The 19,509-nt window shown below is 61.5% G+C and carries 17 protein-coding genes and 1 pseudogene; 13 read left to right on the top strand and 5 right to left on the bottom strand.

The window, feature by feature from the left end:
- Positions 1-63 precede the first annotated feature (63 nt).
- From AC1DVN_RS25620 to AC1DVN_RS25610, 3 genes are all read left to right on the top strand, one after another.
- A complete protein-coding gene (locus AC1DVN_RS25620; protein ID WP_019745731.1) occupies positions 64-495 on the top strand; it encodes a MarR family winged helix-turn-helix transcriptional regulator in 432 nt (143 codons plus the stop codon).
- A gap of 71 nt (positions 496-566) precedes the next feature.
- The gene (locus AC1DVN_RS25615; protein WP_387403417.1) at positions 567-1,025 is read left to right on the top strand and encodes a MarR family winged helix-turn-helix transcriptional regulator; all 459 of its coding nucleotides are present in this window, start codon (positions 567-569) and stop codon (positions 1,023-1,025) included.
- A 105-nt stretch (positions 1,026-1,130) separates the two neighbouring features.
- On the top strand, positions 1,131-2,738 hold the full coding sequence (locus AC1DVN_RS25610; RefSeq protein ID WP_092764834.1) for a DHA2 family efflux MFS transporter permease subunit: 1,608 nt from the start codon (positions 1,131-1,133) through the stop codon (positions 2,736-2,738).
- A 74-nt stretch (positions 2,739-2,812) separates the two neighbouring features.
- Here the strand turns inward: AC1DVN_RS25610 and AC1DVN_RS25605 are convergent, their stop codons facing one another.
- Together AC1DVN_RS25605 and AC1DVN_RS25600 are read right to left on the bottom strand one after the other, a co-directional pair.
- The gene (locus AC1DVN_RS25605) at positions 2,813-3,541 is read right to left on the bottom strand and encodes a YdcF family protein (protein ID WP_029256486.1); all 729 of its coding nucleotides are present in this window, start codon (positions 3,539-3,541) and stop codon (positions 2,813-2,815) included.
- 368 nt (positions 3,542-3,909) lie between these two features.
- Positions 3,910-5,193: a PucR family transcriptional regulator gene (locus AC1DVN_RS25600; RefSeq protein ID WP_060938237.1), complete on the bottom strand. Its 1,284-nt coding sequence runs from the start codon at positions 5,191-5,193 to the stop codon at positions 3,910-3,912.
- Between the two features lie 137 nt (positions 5,194-5,330).
- On the opposite strand from AC1DVN_RS25600, the gene AC1DVN_RS25595 reads away from it, so the two are divergent.
- A complete protein-coding gene (locus tag AC1DVN_RS25595; RefSeq protein WP_172932698.1) occupies positions 5,331-6,206 on the top strand; it encodes a GDSL-type esterase/lipase family protein in 876 nt (291 codons plus the stop codon).
- A gap of 52 nt (positions 6,207-6,258) precedes the next feature.
- Positions 6,259-7,410, top strand: a pseudogene (locus AC1DVN_RS25590) (spinster family MFS transporter); the annotation flags it as partial.
- 248 nt (positions 7,411-7,658) lie between these two features.
- Here the strand turns inward: AC1DVN_RS25590 and AC1DVN_RS25585 are convergent.
- Positions 7,659-8,909 (bottom strand): Tat pathway signal protein, encoded by a 1,251-nt coding sequence (locus tag AC1DVN_RS25585; RefSeq protein ID WP_225989586.1) that lies wholly within the window; start codon positions 8,907-8,909, stop codon positions 7,659-7,661.
- 2 nt (positions 8,910-8,911) lie between these two features.
- Positions 8,912-10,240 (bottom strand): lipase family protein, encoded by a 1,329-nt coding sequence (locus AC1DVN_RS25580; RefSeq protein WP_477994342.1) that lies wholly within the window; start codon positions 10,238-10,240, stop codon positions 8,912-8,914.
- 156 nt (positions 10,241-10,396) lie between these two features.
- On the opposite strand from AC1DVN_RS25580, the gene AC1DVN_RS25575 reads away from it, so the two are divergent.
- The 3 genes from AC1DVN_RS25575 to AC1DVN_RS25565 are packed head-to-tail and all read left to right on the top strand — an operon-like array spanning position 10,397 to position 13,845.
- Positions 10,397-11,146: a succinate dehydrogenase cytochrome b subunit gene (locus AC1DVN_RS25575; RefSeq protein ID WP_084325459.1), complete on the top strand. Its 750-nt coding sequence runs from the start codon at positions 10,397-10,399 to the stop codon at positions 11,144-11,146.
- Positions 11,147-13,099 (top strand): fumarate reductase/succinate dehydrogenase flavoprotein subunit, encoded by a 1,953-nt coding sequence (locus AC1DVN_RS25570; RefSeq protein WP_021345838.1) that lies wholly within the window; start codon positions 11,147-11,149, stop codon positions 13,097-13,099.
- A complete protein-coding gene (locus AC1DVN_RS25565) occupies positions 13,096-13,845 on the top strand; it encodes a succinate dehydrogenase/fumarate reductase iron-sulfur subunit (RefSeq protein WP_020909463.1) in 750 nt (249 codons plus the stop codon). Before AC1DVN_RS25570 ends, AC1DVN_RS25565 begins: the two co-directional genes overlap by 4 nt.
- Positions 13,846-13,848: 3 nt before the next feature.
- Here AC1DVN_RS25565 and AC1DVN_RS25560 read toward each other — a convergent pair whose 3' ends face one another.
- Entirely contained in the window at positions 13,849-15,360 is a 1,512-nt protein-coding gene (locus tag AC1DVN_RS25560) for an anion permease (protein ID WP_047889067.1), read from the bottom strand.
- Positions 15,361-15,953: 593 nt separating this feature from the next.
- Here AC1DVN_RS25560 and AC1DVN_RS25555 point away from each other — a divergent pair.
- The 5 genes from AC1DVN_RS25555 to AC1DVN_RS25535 all read left to right on the top strand — a co-directional run bounded on the left by AC1DVN_RS25555 (position 15,954) and on the right by AC1DVN_RS25535 (position 19,491).
- Positions 15,954-16,526, top strand: coding sequence for a LysM peptidoglycan-binding domain-containing protein (locus tag AC1DVN_RS25555; RefSeq protein WP_283567240.1), 573 nt, complete (start codon positions 15,954-15,956; stop codon positions 16,524-16,526).
- Between the two features lie 58 nt (positions 16,527-16,584).
- Positions 16,585-17,346 carry a signal peptidase I gene (gene lepB, locus AC1DVN_RS25550; protein WP_477994356.1) on the top strand — a complete coding sequence of 254 codons (762 nt, stop codon included), beginning with the start codon at positions 16,585-16,587 and terminating at the stop codon, positions 17,344-17,346.
- Positions 17,347-17,452: 106 nt separating this feature from the next.
- A complete protein-coding gene (locus tag AC1DVN_RS25545) occupies positions 17,453-17,806 on the top strand; it encodes a VOC family protein (RefSeq protein ID WP_477994341.1) in 354 nt (117 codons plus the stop codon).
- A gap of 54 nt (positions 17,807-17,860) precedes the next feature.
- A complete protein-coding gene (locus AC1DVN_RS25540) occupies positions 17,861-18,910 on the top strand; it encodes a saccharopine dehydrogenase family protein (protein WP_019745747.1) in 1,050 nt (349 codons plus the stop codon).
- A complete protein-coding gene (locus tag AC1DVN_RS25535; RefSeq protein WP_021345843.1) occupies positions 18,907-19,491 on the top strand; it encodes a TetR family transcriptional regulator in 585 nt (194 codons plus the stop codon). Before AC1DVN_RS25540 ends, AC1DVN_RS25535 begins: the two co-directional genes overlap by 4 nt.
- Positions 19,492-19,509: the final 18 nt, after the last annotated feature.

Genomic DNA, 19,509 nt, shown 5'->3' with positions numbered 1-19,509 from the left:
ATCACTCCGGCCCCCCTTCTGGTTTGATGAACACCGAACGAATCGCACCAAAGGGGAACGACAGTGGTTTCAGATCCGATCACGGGCCTGGAGATGGAACTTGCCGACATGTGGCAACGAGGACGCGCCCAGGCGCGCACCTATGCGCGTGCAATTCATCCCAAACTCGATCCGGCGCTCTACCCGGTTCTTGTCATCCTGAACCGTTCCGATGCCGTGCGGATGTCCGACTTGATCTCCACGCTCGATATCGAGAAGTCCACCCTGACCAGGCAAATTGATGCCGCAGCTCGGCTCGGCCTGGTGGAACGGATCCCCGACCCCGACGACGCTCGCGCGAAGCTGGTGACCCTGACCCCTGAGGCTCGGACGAAGCTCACGACGATCCGCAATCATCAGATCGATCGTTGGCGCGCCCGACTCGCAAAATGGGAAACTGACGACATCACCACGCTGACGGCCTTGCTGCACCGACTGGGCAGTTCCGAGGACTGACAACAAAGTAGTTGTGCAGTGCAACCAACTTGATCTATAGTTGCAAATATCAACTATTCGAGGGGGTGGCCGTGATCACTCTCGACAGTGCCGAGGCAATCCTCGACAACCTTCGCGCCCTAGTCCGGCGCCACCGCGAGGTTTCGTCGACCGGCTCACGCCAACTGTCCCCCGGCATGTTGCCGGACCCACTGGGCGCCCTCCTCTCGCAGTTGTCGGCCGCAGATTCCACGAGATCGACGGATCTGGCGGAAAAGTTGAGAGTGACAGTCTCGACGCTGAGCAGACAGATCACACACGCCGAATCTTGTGGATACATTCAGCGGCGACCGGACCCGGACGACGGACGGGCATCGCTCCTGTCCTTGACTCCACTCGGCGTCCAGACCCTGGTCTTCCATCGCCGCGCCCAGGCGCAGCGACTCATCGACCATCTCGACGGATGGACCGAAGAGGATGCCGTCGACGTCGCATGTGCACTCGATCGACTACGACGCTCGACCTGCCCAGAGTCCCACGCGGCGCACTGACCGACGCTGCACGATCAGATCGAATCATTCTCCGATGCAAGGACATTCATGAGTTCTTTCACGTCTACCGACGTTCCACCATCTCAGTCATCGACCGATGCGCCGATGACCCACAAGCAGAAGATCGAGGCACTTGTCGGGCTCCTACTCGGCATGTTCGTCGCATTCCTGTCGTCGACGATCGTCTCGAATGCACTCCCCACCATCATCACCGAACTACACGGCACCCAGGATCAGTACACCTGGGTCGTGACGGCAACGCTGTTGGCTTCCACCGCAACAACTCCCATTTGGGGCAAGTTCTCGGATCTGGTGAGTAAGAAGCTGTTGGTCCAGCTGTCCATCACGCTGTTCACGATCGGCTCGATCCTTGCGGGCATGTCGCAATCGGTCGGCATGCTGATCGGTTTCCGCGCTGTTCAGGGACTGGGCCTCGGCGGATTGCAAGCCCTCGTGATCATCGTGATCGCGGCGATGTTCAGCCCGCGTGAGCGTGGTCGATACCAGGGACCGATCGCAGCCGTCATGTCCGTCGCGACAGTCGCCGGCCCGCTGATCGGCGGCCTGATCGTGGACACTAGTTGGCTCGGCTGGCGCTGGACGTTCTTCGTCGGCGTGCCGCTGGCAGTCATCGCATTGATCGTCGTGCAGCGTACGTTGAACCTCCCGATCGTCAAGAAGGACGTCAGCATCGACTACGTCGGTGCAACCCTCATTGCCGCCGGTGTCAGCACTCTTTTGATCTGGGTCACTTTGGCAGGTAAGAACTTCGAGTGGGCTTCTGCGATGTCGTTCTTCCTCGTCGGACTCGGCGTCGTGCTGCTCGCCGCAGCGCTGTGGGTGGAAAGCAAGGTCAAGGAACCCATCATTCCGCTCCGCCTCTTCCGAGATCGGACTACCACGCTGGCAACGCTGGCAAGCATCGCCGTCGGCGTCGCAATGTTCGGCGGAGCAGTGTTCTTGGGTCAGTACTTCCAGATTGCCCGCGGCTACTCTCCCACTGCCGCAGGTCTTCTGACACTGCCCATGGTGATCGGTTCCATGCTCTCCGCCGGCCTGTCCGGGGCAATGATCACGAAGTTCGGGCGCTGGAAGGGCTTCCTGATCGCCGGTGCCGTCGCAATGTCGGCAGGCTTCTTCCTCCTCTCGACCATCGATCACGCGACGCCGATGTTCTGGGTCGGACTGTTCCTCTTCGTGCTCGGCGCCGGGATGGGCATGGTGATGCAGAATCTTGTTCTCGCAGTTCAGAACACCGTCGCGCCTAGCGATCTCGGCACCGCAAGTTCGACGGTCTCGTTCTTCCGCTCACTCGGCGGCGCGGCAGGCGTGTCCGTCCTCGGCGCAGTGCTCTCCACTCACGTTGCAGATCTTACGACCAAGGGACTCAGCGCAATCGGGGTCGATCTGAGTGCGTCCGGAGGATCCGGCGCAGGGCTGTCGAACCTCAACGAACTACCCGAAGCGATCCAGGATGTGGTCCGCGCTGCGTACGGCGATGCCACCGCACGGGTCTTCCTCATCGCCGGAATCCTGGCTCTGTTGAGTCTGATCGCGATCGCCTTCATCAGGGAGAAGGCGCTTCGGACGGAAAGTGGTGACGAGCAACTCCTGGCGAAGATCGCCGTTCCCGGTGAGATCGATTCCGACGCCGTCGATGCCGAACTTGCGCTTCTGACCGAAGGTGACGACGAGTTGCAACGACGAAAGTAGCAACCCAGAAACAGTTCCGCGTACCGTCCGGGTGATTCCGGCGGTACGCGGAACTGTATGGACAGCTGGGTGCGTCAGGTCGCAGCGATCACGCCTGCGACCGGGATCCGGCCGAGAACTGCAACCCGGAAGTCCACCATCGCGCGTTCCACGTGATTGGCGCTCGAGACCACAACCACGCCCGTTGCTCCTCGATCTGCGAGAATCCGCGCAGAGTTGAGCGCGTTCTCCACCGTGGACCACGACGTTCCTTCTTCGGTGATCCGGCCCGGGTCGACGCCGTTGGCGACGAGCCACTCGCGCATCGCCCTGGCTTCCGTCACTCCGGCCTTCGGGGCCCCACCGCTCGTGATGATCGGAGACTGCGGGTACTGACGAGCCAGCTGCAGCGCCGCCTGAAGTCGGTCGACCAGCATCGGACGCATCGTGCCGTCGTCGAAGAGGCCGGCGCCCAAGACGACGATGTTGGTACCCACCGGGTTGAGGTCGAGCAGCACGGGCGACTGGCGCGTCAGCGTCTCAGCACTCGTGCACGCAAGGATGAGAGACCGCACCGGCGTCTGGCAGCCGCCGACAGTCGACAAGATACCGTTGACGACCGTGGTCGGTGTGATGTCGGCGCTCGCTGTCGCCGGCGAAAGGCCCACGCCAGCTGCGGCGATCACCGAAGCAGCGATCAATCCCTTCGTCACAGACCTGCGAACATTTGCCATGTAGCCGAACCCCCAGATTGTCGGTTGTCCAGCACACGGTAGCGAACATTTCGCCACGGTTGCATCATTTGACTCAAATTTACTGTTCACTGACCGTCACACAGACTAAACATAAATATTGGGCAACAATTCGGGTTCGAAACCGTCATCTACCAGCATCTCGTATCGACGCGCCCGCCGCATTACCTATCTGAGCAGCAGAGTCACCGAGAAGGTTGACAACGCGGAACGGCAACAATTCGTTGTCACAGATCACGATGTTGCATCCAGGTGTTCCTGCCCCGTCCCGTCCAAGGTGTCGAAGATCAATTCAGGGTTCGCGAAACCGACAAGCTCTGCCGGGTCTCGACGGGCGGACCACCCGAACCGTGTGTGGGTGGCCCGACATACGGCGCCTGGCCATGTCTCCTCACCCGATCGCCGGCCCTCCGGCTCGTTCACCAAGAACCACAGACGCATCACGTTTGGGAAGAGTCCGCCTCCATACCGATTGCGCGACGCGCTCCCAGCGCCATGGTGACTTGCACAAGATCCTTCGGAGACGACAGGTCAAGTCCCGTCAGGGAACTCGCCTTTCGCAGGCGGTACACCACTGTGTTCGGATGTACGTGTAGCTGCCGGGCGGTGGCGGCTCGATCGAATCCGGAGTCGATGAAAGATTCGAGCGTCTCGAGTACCGCGCTATCGGACTCCAACGGCAACAACACATCTGCGAGTATCGGCAGCGCAGCACTGAAGCGGGTCAGTTGATACTCCACTGCAAGATCCTCGAGACGGACGACCCCACTGGTGCGTCCGTACTTTCGGGCAACGTTCAGCACCTCGCGCGCCTGCGTGACCGCCGCTGGAATTGCCGTGGGCGCCGCGACGTGTACAGCGGCAACCGTCGATGCACCGATGACCTTCTCGAGATCACCCAAACGTCGACACAATGACAAATACTGCGGACTCGACGCCCAGTTTCCCTCTGCAGGTTCCGATTCCACAATGGGAATCAGTACGGCTCCGCCGCTGCTCCCGAGCACCCCGAGGGCTTTGTCACGTCCCACCTGATCGAGCTCTCGTTGCAGGTGGCGCACCTTCCTCCGCTCGGCGACGGCAGTGTCCACCTCGGTCGAGGACTCGTCGTCATTCCGCTCGACGTGCAGAGCCACCACCCAGTACAGGCGCGCCAACCTGATTCCCACCTCGTCGGAGACGCGATCCACGTCGACACCCGTCGAAAGTGCTACGAACAGGGACCTTCGCGCCGAATCCTCGTCCGTCTGGGTGGCGTGGTCGGAACCGTAGCCGGCAAGAACCGCGGACGTGGAGGCCGCGGTGTATGCATTCAGGAGTCGTCCGGTGCGGGCAAGTGCAACACCGTCTTCCGGGACCGCCCATTCGCTGATCGTCTCCCACCACAACCCTGCTGCCAGGTGATATGCGCGCAGTACCTCACTGAGCGGAACCAATTCCTGCGCCCGTTGACGAGCCGATTCGCTGATGTCGGCGAGCAACTCGGGCGCCAGATCTGCGCCCGTCCGGAGCATCGAAATGAACAGTTCCAAATTTCGCCTCACGATGGTCGTCACGTCGTTACGCAACGCCTCGTCCGGAAGCAACCGGTAGAAGGTGACGTCGCGGTGGACCAGATCGACCGTCGCATTGACCAGCGGATGGGTGCGTTGCGCCAATCGGTCGGCTAGAGATCTGCCGCCAACCACTATCGGTTCGAACGGCAGACCTTTGTTTCCTGACACAAAACCCTCCACAGAATTGAATTGCCACCACAAGGCCGACCTGCCTTTTTCCTATCACTATGTAACCCACGCCACTCTCGAATTCACAATCAGCGGCGTACCTGGAAGCCCCACCTTCGACCAAATAGGAGCCTCGAGTGACGTGGAAAACGCACAGCGCAGCCATTCTGGCAGGCGTCGTGGCTGCCGGTTCGTTCGCGGCACTCGGGACCGGTGTGTCACATGCCGAAACGCATGCCAGCCCCATCCAATACGTCGCTCTCGGCGATTCCGCGGCGGCCGGCCCGCTGGTCGCCGAACAAGATTCATCGGCGCCGGGCTGCCTACGATCACTAGGCAACTACCCTTCCGTGGTGGCGCAAAGACTCGACGCTCACCTCACGGATGTGACCTGCTCGTCGGCGCGATCCGCCAACGTCACGGACACCGCACAATCGACGTTCTCCGGTCAAGTACCGCCGCAGGAAACAGCATTGGGGCCCGATACCGACCTCGTCACCATCACAATCGGCGCCAACGACATCTCGTTGTTCCCGACAGTTCTGAGCTGCGTAAATCCTCTCCCCGAACCCACCGGAACGTCCTGCCGTGACAAGTTCACCGCAGGCGGCGTCGACCAACAGCGACAGTTGGTCGAAAATGCCTCCGCAGGTTGGAGTTCCATGCTCGAATCGGTTCGCGACCGGGCGCCCTCGGCGCGCATCGTCGTGATCGGATACGGAACATACATCGCCGCCGACGGATGCCCCGGCACCCAGCCGTTCTGGCCGCGCGACGCCGACTATCTCCAGAGTGTGATCGACTACGGCAACACGGTCATGGCAGCAACGGCGGCCCGTCACGGCGTCGAGTACATCGACATCACCGAAGCCACTGCCGGGCATGACATCTGCACTGACCCTGCCACTGCTTACTACACCGGAATCGTCCCTACCCAGCCGGCGGTTCCACTGCATCCCACTGCGGCCGGGATGCAGGCGATCGGCAAAACCGTCGCCGACGCTCTGTCCTGAGCCTCTCCCCCAACACAATTCATTCAGCACTCGCGAAAAGGGTGGAACAATCATGTCAATTCAACGAGACGCTCCGCCGCTGCCGTCCATCGACGGCGCCCCTGTCGGAACACGCGACAAACTTCTCGGCGGCACACTCGTCGCACTGTTTCTCGCAAACATGCTCAACTTCTTCGACCGGGCGATCCCCTCGGTCGTTGCCGAGCCGATCAAGAACGAGTTTTCGCTCAGCGACTTGCAATTGGGATTGATCACCTCTGCATTCACCCTCGTCTACGCAGTCGCAGGTCTGCCTCTGGGCCGGTTGGCCGACACGAAGAACCGTCCCAAGATCATCGGGATCGGACTCCTGGTGTGGAGCGGACTGACGGCAGCAACCGGTGCCGCCGGCAGCTATGTGCTGTTCATCCTCGCGCGTCTAGGCGTCGGTGTGGGCGAAGCGACCTTTACACCCGCAGCCAACTCGATGATCGGTGATATCTACCCGGCAGAACGACGCTCACGCGCACTTGGTGTCTTCATGCTCGGTTTGCCGATTGGCCTCATGCTCGCCTACTTCACCGTCGGCAAGATCGCCGAGGCATTCGACAGCTGGCGTGCACCGTTCTTCCTCGCGGCGATTCCCGGTGTCCTGCTGGCAGTCGTGCTCTACCGCATGGCAGATCCGGTTCGTGGAGGTTCCGAAAGTCCGGAGGCCCGCGCAGCCGCTGTTTCACAGGCACCGATCACCCGTCCGATCCGTCGTCTGCTCGCAATTCCCACGCTTCGTTGGCTCATCCTTGCCGGACTGACGTTCAACTTCGCTGCCTACGCAGTGAATTCGTTTGTCGTCCCGCTTCTGATGCGCCAGTACCACCTGAAACTGACTGCTGCGGCATCGGTCACCGGCATCATCGTCGGAATCACGGGCCTGATCGGATTGCTTCTCGGCGCTCGCTACGCTGACAAGGCCAGCGCACGCTCACCGCGCGCACGGTTGATGATCGGTGTCGGAACCTCGGCATTGGCAGCACCTTTGACGGCACTGGCACTGTTGCAGCACGGCGGGAACGTCGTGATGTTCACGCTCTTGTTCTCGGCCGGGTGGTTGTTGGCCTACGGCTTCTACATCAGCGTCTACCCTGCCATTCACGACGTCGTGGTTCCCAGGCTCCGAGGCACTGCGACGGCGTTGTTCTTCGCTGCCATGTATCTTCTCGGCGGATTCTCGGGACCAGTTGCCGTGGGCGCGATTTCGGACTGGTTCGCCAAGCGCGCGCTTGCCGATGCCGGTACCGGGAAGTTGGCTCAGTACGCCGGCGACGGGTTGAACTCGGCCATGTATCTCGTGCCGATCATGTTGGCGCTCACTGCGGTATTCATCTACCTGGCCACTCGCACTGTCGGCAAGGACGCCGCGCGTATGCAAGCGGAGGGGGGGGGGGGGCCCCGAGGCCCCCCCCACCGCCGAGTTCAGTTGACCGTGATCGCCAGAGTTGCCAGCATGGACCGCAACATGTCCGGCAAGCGAGCGATCATTCTCTGCTCGGTTATCCGAACGGAGACGGGCGCTGCCAGCGTCGCTCGCCACAGTTCCGGTTGATTGTTCATCAGGTTGTTGTAGACCGGGAGCAGCTGACCGTTGATGTAGGTCCAACGACCGTCCCGGTCCGCCCAGTTGAAGTCCGGAAGCGGTGTTTGCACAACGGCATTGCCCACCGCGAACGAGAGCGGGTTCGACTCACGCGGCGGTACGACGCCAGGCATGGACGGTGATGCGGCGAAGGTGGTCAGGTAGGTCAACGAGCGACCGACGCTGCCGCGGTAGGCCTTCGCCTCGTCCCACTGATCACCCACCGACTGGTACTGCTCACGGCGCAGCAGACGCACATTGCCGTCGAAGACCGACTCCGGTGTCCCCGAAGCAATGTTGTCCCACGCGATACGGGCGTTCTCGTCGAGCAGCCCTGCCCGATCGAGCTCGGCGATGCCGTCGACACCGTCGTGAACCCACGCCATGTGCATGGGAATCAGATCCGAGAAGATGTGTTTGCTCATCGCAATCACTTTCCCCTGGAACCACATCACGTCCTCGGGGCGGATGTCGTGGCCGACCTGGAGCAGCGCCGCAACGTCCTCGGGTGCTCCCATCGACGTTGCGACCGGCGACCCGATGCGGTCGATCTCTCGCCACACCAGTGCCATCGCTTCGCTGATCGCTTGGACTTCCAGCACAACCCGCCCGTAGTCCAAGTCGAGGAGTCCACCGGCAAAAGCGGGCCCGACCATTCCGCCCATGCCTGCCCACTGCAGTTCTTGATGCTCGAGCTGCAGTCGCTCGTAGAACTGGAAAGTGTTGGTGAGGTTTCCGAGATTCGCGTGCACACCGTCGAAGGGAGTCCACGAAGCGAGATCGATACCTGCCGACTCCGTCCCGACTGCGAGCCAGTACTGCTTGAGCAGTGTCTGATAGCGGTGCGGAGCCACTCCCGATGCTCGGGCGGTATCGACCAAACTCCGCAGCGTCGCGGAATCCGACGGCAGTGAAGGATGCAGACCCCCCGCGGCTTCGGCGTTTGCGTTCACCGCTTCCAGGTCGAGGTACCTGTCGAGTTCACCAGTACCCGCAGACGCCCGGCCTCCCAGTACGACCGCACCGCCGATGCCTGCCGAAGCGACGAGAACTGTGCGCGCGAAATCCCTGCGTGTCAAAGACTTCCGCATACTCATTTCCCTTCGGCTTCGTCGAACGTCTTCGCCAGCCAGGCGATGTCCTGCATACCCAGCTGATCGGTCACCGTCTTGTACAGGTTGGTCACGTAATCGAGCGGCCCGCACTGCGACGGGAGCAGGTCCACGTCGCCGCCGTCTGCTCGATATGTCTGCGCCAATTGCTCTGCCTCACTGAAGGGAACGAGGAAGTCGTCCTCACAGGAAGAAATCAGAAGCTTCGAGGCCGGCGCCTGCTTTCCCAACGTGTTGTCCGCGTACGCCGCGGCCAGTGCCGGGATCGTTCGGGGCGCCGGATTGGTGAGCAGGACGTCGAAGGGAACGAACGGGAGTCCGAGGTAGAGCGCCTGGCAGGACGCGCGGAATGCTGCGGCGACGTTGTGACCGATCGGAGTGAGATGATCGTCGAGCCGAACGTCGGGGTAGCCCGCGTCGAATCCGAGAATGCTCGAGAAGGCGAAGCCGGAACCGATCCCACCGGCCGCCGTCTCCTCGAAGGTTGCCGGGTCGATCATCATCGCCTGGATGGCGCTGGCCTGCACGTTCAGTTCCGGCGCGTAGTCATGCGCCTGTTCCGCGGCAAAGCCCGCTGCGACACCGCCGCCGGCGACACCGTAGATGCCCACAGGGGTGTCTGATTCGAGACCGGCCTCCGGAAGCGCGAGTGCTGCCCGAACGCCGTCGAGCGTTGCCTTGCCCGAGAACTGTCCGATCGAGAACGGATGGGGAGAAGTGTCGCCGTCGTTGCCGACGTCGCTCATCATCACTGCCCAGCCGTGACCGAACATCTGGGCCACCGGGCCGAGCGCCGAGAACATCGCCGGGTCGCTCTGATTGCCGCCGGTCCACTGGTGACTTGGTGCGCAGTTCGCCCCCAGGCTGTCGTTCGCTTCGGCGTATCCGATGATCTTGCGATCGCCTGGCGCAGTTCCGTCCTCGGGAATCATCAGAATTCCGGTACTGATCACCTGGCGACCGAAGTGATCAGTGGTTGTGTACATGAGTTGGTGAGCCGAGACCACGTCAGGGCGGACCTGGTAGACCTGAACACTGACCGGACGCGCTTTGAGAAGAGTTCCGGGGGCGGTGCCGGGCTCGATTTCGGGCTCGTCGAACCACGGATCGTCGGACGAGAGCCCGAGTGGCGTCAATTCGGTAGAGATATCAGCGCCTTGAAGTGCCTTCACGACCAACGGGTTGAACACGTCGGCCAGGTCGACGGTCTCCTGCGCACCAGCCGGCGACCCCACCGCAAACAAGGCCACTGCCAGGGCCGATGCCGTTCCGGCGCGCCATGACCACCGTCGCCACGTCGAGTCAAACATCGTTCACAGGTTCCTTACTTTCGGGTAATGAGCACCCCTACACTCCCATTCACCTGCATTAACAGACAAGTCGGGCACCGATCCGTTGGCCGAAAACCTCGATCGGGCTTAGGCTGACGGCACCTGTCCGGCAAGTCTGGCGTGGGAGGTTTGTCTGTGAGTGCTCCGACCCGTGTATCGCGAGCTACCGGCGATTCACCTCGCGCTCGACCGCGGCCGTCCAATATCACGTGCAAAATTCTGATGGCCGTGACGGGACTGATCTTCGCCGCTTTCGTGCTCGTCCACATGATCGGAAACCTGAAGGTCTACACCGGGGCCGATCACTTCGACGACTACGCACACTGGCTACGCACAGTGTTCGAACCCTTCCTGCCATACGAGGGACTTCTGTGGATTCTTCGCATCGTCCTGCTCGCGTCATTGGTCGCACACGTCTGGTGCGCCTGGTTGCTCACCGTCCGTGGCCGCCGAGCTCGAGGGAAGTTTCGACGTAAAAGCTTGGGAATCAAGTCCTTTACCGCGCGCACAATGCCCGTCACCGGAGCAGTGCTGCTGCTGTTCGTCATCTTCCACATACTCGACCTCACCACCGGAACCCGCCCCATCGGCAGCACCGAGTACGAAGCGGCCACGCGCACGCAGAGTTACGCATACGACAACCTGATCGCCAGCTTCGAGCGTCCACTGGTGGCGTCGTTCTACATCGTCGCGATGGCTCTGCTGGCAATGCACCTCGCGCACGGACTCTGGAGTGCGGTCAACGATCTCGGCGTGACCGGCCAACGGCTGCGCCAGATTGCCGTTGCACTCTCCGGAATCTTTGCGCTCGTCGTGATGGTCGGAAACATGTCGATCCCCATCGCGGTGATGACCGGCGTCATCTCGAAGACAGGAGCGTCATAAGTGAACAGCTTCGAACTCGACGATCTGCGCAGCATCGGGACGCCGGTGGACGGTAAGGTCCCGGCCGGCGATCCGGAGACAGCCTGGCCCACTCGCAAACTCGACTACAAGCTCGTCAGCCCGCTCAACCGGCGCAAGTTCACGGTCATCGTCGTCGGTACCGGACTCGCCGGCGCGGCCTGCGCCGCCTCACTTGGTGAACTGGGCTACCACGTCGAATCCTTCACCTTCCACGATGCACCGCGCCGTGCACACAGCGTCGCCGCGCAGGGCGGCATCAACGCCGCTCGTGCCCGAAAGGTGGACAACGACAGTCTCGCCCGCTTCGTGAAGGACACCGTCAAGGGCGGCGATTTCCGCGGCCGCGAGGCCGACTGCTTCCGACTCGCAGAGGAATCCGTACGCGTCATCGATCACATGAATGCCATCGGAGCACCGTTCGCCCGTGAGTACGGCGGCACTCTCGCTACCCGATCCTTCGGCGGCGTACAGGTGTCGCGCACGTACTACACGCGCGGGCAGACAGGCCAGCAGTTGCAGATAGCGTCGTCGCAGGCACTGCAACGTCAGATCGCAGCCGGAACGGTCAACCTCCACACCCGAACCGAGATGCTCGATCTCATCGTTTCGGACGGCCGAGCACAAGGGATAGTCACACGCGATCTCGTGACCGGTGAGATCGGCGCCACCACAGGCCATGCCGTCGTACTGGCCTCCGGTGGGTACGGCACCGTGTTCCACAAGTCCACACTTGCGAAGAACTCCAACGCCACCGCCGCATGGCGAGCGCACCGACGCGGCGCGCTGATTGCCTCACCCTCGTTCATCCAATTCCATCCGACGGCACTTCCCGTCAACTCCGAGTGGCAGTCGAAAACCATTCTGATGAGCGAATCACTACGCAACGACGGCCGGATCTGGGTACCGGCCAAGCCCGGAGACGATCGCGAACCAGGCGACATTCCCGAAAATGAGCGCGACTACTACCTCGAGCGCAAATATCCGGCGTTCGGGAACCTCTCTCCCCGCGACGTCTCTTCACGGGCCGCCCGCGAGCAAATCGACTCCGGTCACGGCGTCGGCCCTCTGAAAAACAGTGTGTACCTTGATTTCCGCGACGCATTGGCACGGCTCGGCCGCAAGACCATCGAGGAGAGATACGGAAATCTGTTCTCGATGTATCGCGACGCCACCAGCGAAGACCCCTATACGGTGCCGATGCGCATCGCCCCCGGAGCCCACTTCACCATGGGAGGACTGTGGAACGACTACGACCAGATGACTTCCATCCCCGGCTTGTTCGTCGGTGGTGAGGCAGGGTGGGGATACCACGGGGCCAACCGCCTCGGCGCCAATTCGTTGCTCTCGGCATGCGTTGACGGCTGGTTCACCCTCCCGTACGCGATTCCGAATTATCTTGCGCCGCTACTCGGATCCGCACCTCTCGAACTTTCCGATCCCGCAGTGACGTCGACGCTCAATGACGTGAGCGGTCGGGTGGACCTGCTGCTCTCGGTCGGCGGAACACATGGCCCCGACAGGTTTCATCGACAACTGGGCGAGATCCTCTATGCGGGTTGCGGTGTCACCCGAACGGCCGAAGGCTTGACCAAGGCCATCTCCGAAATCCGAGCATTACGAGGCGATTTCTGGTCGAACCTACGAGTCGCCGGCAGCGGAAACCAGTTCAACCAGGAGCTGGAAAGGGCCGGCAGGGTAGCCGATTTCCTCGAACTCGCCGAACTGATGTGCGTCGACGCTCTCGATCGTGACGAGTCCTGTGGAGCCCACTTTCGTGCCGAACATCAGACTCCCGACGGCGAAGCGCAGCGAAACGATCAGGACTGGTGCTTCGTCTCCGCGTGGGAAACCGCCAAGGACGGCAGACACATTCGACACGACGAGCCGTTGTCCTTCACCGCTGTTCCACTGCAGACGAGGAACTACGTATGAAAATCACCGTGGACGTGTGGCGCCAATCCGGACCGGACTCGTCCGGTGCATTCGACACCTACCAAGTAAACGACGCGACAGTGGAGATGTCACTGCTGGAACTTCTCGACCGACTCAACGACCAACTCGTGGAGAGCGGCAACGAACCCATCGCCTTCGATTCCGACTGCCGAGAAGGGATCTGTGGATCCTGCGGCATCACGGTCGACGACGTTCCCCATGGGCCGGTTGCGAACACTCCCACGTGCCGTCAGCACCTGCGCAGCTTCTCCGACGGTGACCGAATCAAACTGGAACCGTTCCGCTCCGCCGCTTTTCCGGTGGTCCGCGACCTCGTGGTCGATCGTTCGGCTCTCGACCGGGTCCTCGAAGCCGGTGGCTATGTATCGGTCAATGCGGGAACTGCACCAGACGCGGACAGTCAGCCACTCTCGCATCAAAGTGCCGAAGCTGCACTGGACTTCGCCGCGTGCATCGGCTGCGGCGCTTGCGTGGCAGCCTGCCCCAACGGTGCCGCGCACCTCTTCACCGGGTCCAAACTGACCCACCTGTCCCTCGTCACGCAGGGCCGCAACGAACGTGGCAAGCGGGCCCGAGCGATGTCGCACCAGATGGAGGCCGATTTCGGGCCGTGCTCGACCTACGGTGAATGTGCAGAGGTGTGTCCCGCGGAGATACCTCTGACCGCGATTGCCGCTGTCAACAAGGAATCGATGCGATTCGGATTGCGGCGCAAGGACAACTGATCGTCACCAGGCGCCGATCAGCTTCATCCACGCGCCGCCGATGATCGTCCAGATCAGGATGATCACGACGCTCATCACGAAACCGATTCGGAACCATTCCGAGGTCTTGATGTATCCGGAACCGTAAATCACTCCGGCCGGACCGGACGCGTAGTGCGAGATACCGCCGAACAGGCTGCCGATGAAGCCGAATACCAGGGCTGAGAACAGCGGCGGTGCACCGGTTGCCACCGCCGCGCCGAGAAACACCGCGTACATCGCGACGATCTGCGCGGTGTTCGACGCAAACAGATAGTGCGCGTAGAAGTACACCAAGGTCAGGATCGCAAAAGCCCAGATCCACGGCAAACCGTCGACACTCGAGGAGACCTGGGTTCCGATCCACGAGATCACGCCGAGTTCTTCGAGATGGCTTGCCATACCGACCAGAACGGCAAAGAAGACGAGCGTCTGCCACGCCCCGGTGTCGTGGACCAGGTTGTTCCACGTCAGCACCTTGGTCACCAACAGGATGCCGATTCCGACAAATGCTGTTGTAGTGGCATTGACGTTGAGCTGCGAGCCCAGGCACCAGAGCACCAGCAGCAGAACGAAGGTGGCGGCCATGATCTTCTCGTTGCGGCTGATCGGACCTGCCTTGCGCAGTTCCTCCCTGGCTTGCTCGGGTGCTTTCGGAGTCTTCAACATCGTGGGCGGGAAGATCTTCGACATCACCCACGGAATCGCGATGAGACTCGCAATTCCCGGAACCGATGCTGCCAGCGCCCATTTGCCCCACGAGATGTCGATGCCGATCTTGGCAGCCGCATCGACGGCGACGGGGTTACCCGCCATGGCGGTGATGAACATCGCGGAGGTCACGACGTTGACTTGCAGCGACGTGAGCAGCAGATATGCTCCGAGCTTCTTGCGAGAATCCTCGGGCTCGGGATTGGAGTCCTCCAACTTGCTCAGTGAGACGATGATCGGATAGACGACGCCACCGGCGCGGGCGGTGTTCGACGGTGTCGCCGGAGCAAGTATCAAGTCCGTCAACGCCATTCCGTACGACAATCCGAGGCTCGACTTGCCGAGTTTGGTCACGAACATGAGCGCAACCCGTTTGCCGAGTCCAGTGACCAGAAAGCCCTCGGCAATGAAGAACGATGCGACGATCAGCCAGATCGTGGTGTTACTGAAGCCGGACAACGCTTCTGTCGGCGTCTCCGTCTGGGTGATCATGGCGATGGACAGGCCCACCAGCGCCACCGAACCCGTCGGCAGTGGTTGCAAAATCAACGCCACGATGGTGCCGACGAAGATTCCGAGCATGTGCATGCCCTTGGGGTCCACACCGTCCGGAACCGGCATGAAATAGATGATCAAGCCGAGGATGACGGGCACCGCAGCCGGGTAGTACCGCCTGAGCACCGATTGTTTCGACGGCTCCGTCGGCGGTGTGTTGGCCGGCGGTGTCTTTGCCGGCGGTGTCGTTCCAGCGAGAGATTCGGTGCTTTCGGATTTGGCCTCGGACATGTACATCTCCTCGACTTCTCGCCCCAGGTGATCGCCCCAGATCATTGTCCCCCAAACGTCCGGTTTTCGTGCGGTCAATCGAAGGTCGAGAGAATGCCCTCCTGCGGTATCCGATTCTCTGGATTCCGCAGGAGGGCTCATCCCGGGGCGCAGACAGCGGCCCGGGGCGCGACACATCTCCCTCATAAGGGTGCGCCAATCGATCAACAGGAGGCGCCGGCGTGCCGCAAGCTTGAATCTCGGAGAGACCCTGTTTCGGTGTTGTTTCAGCATGCCAATCGGCGCTCGTCTGCACATGGGTCGAATGGCCTGTTCAACTACCTGTTTCCGCTCAGCACCGAGTACACCGACGTTTTGTATCGGTCCGCAAAACAGGTATGTAACCGGGTAATTGAGCCGTTGTCGGCAAGCGTGTGAGACCGCGAATCTAGTCACGCCTCCGAACTGCAATCTGGAGACGAGGCCTTCACAGTCTGTCCACCTCAATCACATTTCAGCACTGACGATTTCGTCTACCGCGATATGCAGCAGAACACTCGATCCGCACGCCGAGCCGAGATCCCTGTCCCGTCAGACCGATCAAGGAAAATATCATGGGAAACCACCGGAAAAACAAACGTTCACACACCAAACGATTCGTCACGATAGCCGCAGGAGCAGGCGTTCTGACAATTGGCGGTGCAATCGTCAACACCGGCGTAGCCAGTGCGCACGACTGGTCGCAGGTGGCCATGTGCGAGAGTTCCGGCGACTGGAACATCAACACCGGCAACGGCTTCTACGGCGGACTTCAATTCACGCAGTCGACGTGGGATGCATACAAACCGGCAGGTGCACCGGCTCGCGCCGACTTGGCGTCGACAGCCGATCAAGTCGCGGCCGCGGAAGCAACCCTCTCAGCTCAAGGCATCGGCGCGTGGCCGGTATGTGGCGCTTACCTAGGTTGGGGCGGCACCACCCCTGATTCGACCTCCCCGACTCCCTCGACGGTAGCGTCGGCCGCGGCCGAGCCTGGCACAGCGGGAAACACGGTGACAGTCTCCGAGGGCGATACGTTGTTCAACCTTGCCGCTGCGAAAGGTATTCGTTGGCAGGATGTTTGGGTCATGAATGCGTGGATCGCCGATCCCGACCAGATCCGTGTGGGTGATGTGATCCGATTCTGAAGCAAATCGGCCGACAAAGTAGACCCTCGAATCGAGAACGTCGGTATCGGGCCGCCGACTGGTTGCGCCATCTATTGTCGGGAATGTGACGGAATCCGACGCCCACGAGGACTCGACTGAATCGACGACGGCTGATCACCCGAGAAAACGTCCACTGTGGCGTGAGATTCTCATCCTCGTTGTCGTCGCACTTGTCCTGAGTGTTGTCATCCAGAACTTCGTCGGACGCATATTTCTGATCCCGTCCGAGTCCATGGAACCGACGCTTCACGGATGCACCGGCTGCACGGGAGACAAGATTTTCGTCGACCGGATCAGCTATAGATTCGGGGATCCGCAACCTGGGGATGTGGTCGTGTTCAAGGGACCCGAATCCTGGAACGACGAGTATCAATCCATTCGATCGGACAACTCGGTGGTCCGGGCACTTCAAGGTCTCGGATCCATCGTCGGTTTGGTCCCGCCGGACGAGAACGATCTCGTGAAGCGGGTAATCGCGGTCGGTGGCCAAACCGTGCAGTGCCTGTCCGAGGAAGAGGGGCTTCGAGTGAATGACAAGCCACTGACCGAGCCGTACGTCGACAATCGCATTCCGGGCAACGGTACCTCTTGTCAAGGAAGTTATTTCGGGCCGGTCACGGTTCCCGACGGGAACCTGTGGGTGATGGGCGACAACCGCGCCCATTCGAAGGATTCACGTTTCCATCTCGATGACGAACGCAGCGGAACGGTGCCGATCGACAATGTCATCGGCAAGGTTCAATTGATCGTCCTTCCCTTCTCCCGGTGGGGCACCGTGGGCTCGTTCGATCCGCAGTGACAGATCGAATCAGCCAGTTAGCCCGCATCTTCGGACGGCACAGTCGACATGACTCCGCTTTCGGACGATCATCGAGCACATCTGTTGCCGAGGGTAGGAGAACCACATGCGTGCACGACGCATCACCGCCAATCTCAAAGTCGCCGATGTCGGAGCCGCCAAGAATTTCTACTCCGACTATCTCGGTCTGAGCACCGAAGAGTTCAACATGGGGTGGGTCGCTCGCTACACCTCTCCCGACACCGGCGCGAACGTACAACTCGTCACGCACGACGCCACTGCAGCCGAGGACTCGGTCATCTCCGTCCACACGGACGACGTCGACGGCGCCTACGAAGAGGCCCGAAGACTCGGCTACGAAATCGTGCACCCCGTTACGACCGAAGAGTGGGGTGTTCGCCGATTCCTCGTCCGGGCACCCGACGGCAACGTCGTCAACATCGTGCGACACCGGGACTGAGCACTGGAAAGACTCCATTCGACGTTTTAGGTCATTTGACCTAGAGTTGAGTGCATGACCGATTCATTGCAGTATTCAGCCGACGGCCCGATCCTCGTGGCAGGCGGATACGGAACCGTGGGCAGCGCCCTGACCGCCTTGCTCGCCCCCGACTTCCCACTACTCCTCACCGGACGCACCCCCGAGCGCGGCAACGAACTGGCCAGCCGTCACGGCGCTTCCGTTCGCCGCTGGGACCTCCTCGACCCGACGCCCTTCGACGCGTCCGTACGCGCGGTCGTGTCGACGGTCAACGATCCCCACGATCGTGTCCTGTCCGCCGCCGTCGAGGCCGGAATTCCCTACGTGGACATCACCCGCTGGACAACCCGCGTCGCTCGCGCCGCCACTCTGGCGGGTCAGAAGTCGCCGAGCGCACCGGTGTACCTGTCGTCTGGATGGATGGGCGGAGTAACCAATGTCGTCGCCGCAGCGCTGGCCGAGGAACTGGGTGGCGCGAGCACGATCGACGTCTCGATTCGCTACGACGTCAACGACATTGCCGGGCTCGACTCCGTCGACTTCATTGATCGCCTCGGCCAGGATTTCGAGGTGATGCAGCAAGGAAACCCGATCACCGTCAGCCCGTTGACGGATACTCGCTGGGTCGACTTCCCCGGATCGCGCACCAAGGTCGGAAGAATCGACACTCCGGAACAATTCACGTTCCCCATGACCCTGGGCGCCGAAACTGCCAGCACTCGAATAGGTTTCAGTTCGCATGCATCCACAACTGCGCTGCTCGCCGCCAAGAAGGTGGGTCTGTTCCGTTGGGGTCGCGGCGACCGCTTCACACCGCTACGACGCGGACTCCTGTACTCGCCTGGCAAGGGCGGGAGCGCGCAAGTACGCATCGACGTCACCGGCCCGAGCGGCACGACAAGCGCAACAATCGTCGACCCGCAGGGCCAAGCTCACCTCACCGCGGTGGGCGGCGCGCTTGCCGTCAGACAAGCCTTGGCCGACGATGCCCAGCCTGGAGTCGCTTTCCCCGAGTCGCTTCCGAACCCGCGCCGCACCGTCTCCGAGTTGGAGAGCTTCGGGGTGGCAGTATTGCGGGCATGACCCCCTCCAAGGGCGCCGCCCGCGCGGAAGCACTTCTCGACGCAGCAGAACAGGTCCTCGCCACGCAGGGCAATGCCAACTCGGCGATGCGCGATTTCGCAGCCGCAGCCGGAGTGCGGGTGGGGCACCTGCAGCACTACTACCCCACTCGTGCAGATCTCATCCGCGCAGTCATGTCACGGGCATTGTCCCGCTCACTGGATCGCCTTGCCGTCGTCACGGATACGGATCAGAGTCTTTCCCGTGAGGAATCCGAACACTTCATCGGAGTCCTGCTCGGAGAACAGGACGACCAGGCCACGGTGCGTCTGTACGTCGAAGTATGGGCCATTGCGGCGGCAGACCAAGAAGTGGCGGTCGTGGTTCGAGACTTCTACGCGCAGTACATCGCACACGTAGAGCGCGCTGTTGCGTGTGCACAACCGGATCTGGATGCGGCGGACCTGGGCGCGGCAGCGCAGACCATCGTGAGCCTGCTCGAGGGTTCCGCAATTCTCCGATCGGGAATCACCGGCCGAAAGTCCGAGGCTTCGGACCGAAAGCTCGTGGACACACTGCAGTACCTGATTCACGGGTCCTGACTCGGACGTATCGTAAAG

The organism is Rhodococcus sp. P4_E4 (assembly GCF_056401575.1).
Note: the sequence above shows the minus strand (reverse complement) of the source record. Positions and strands in the feature narration are given on the sequence as shown.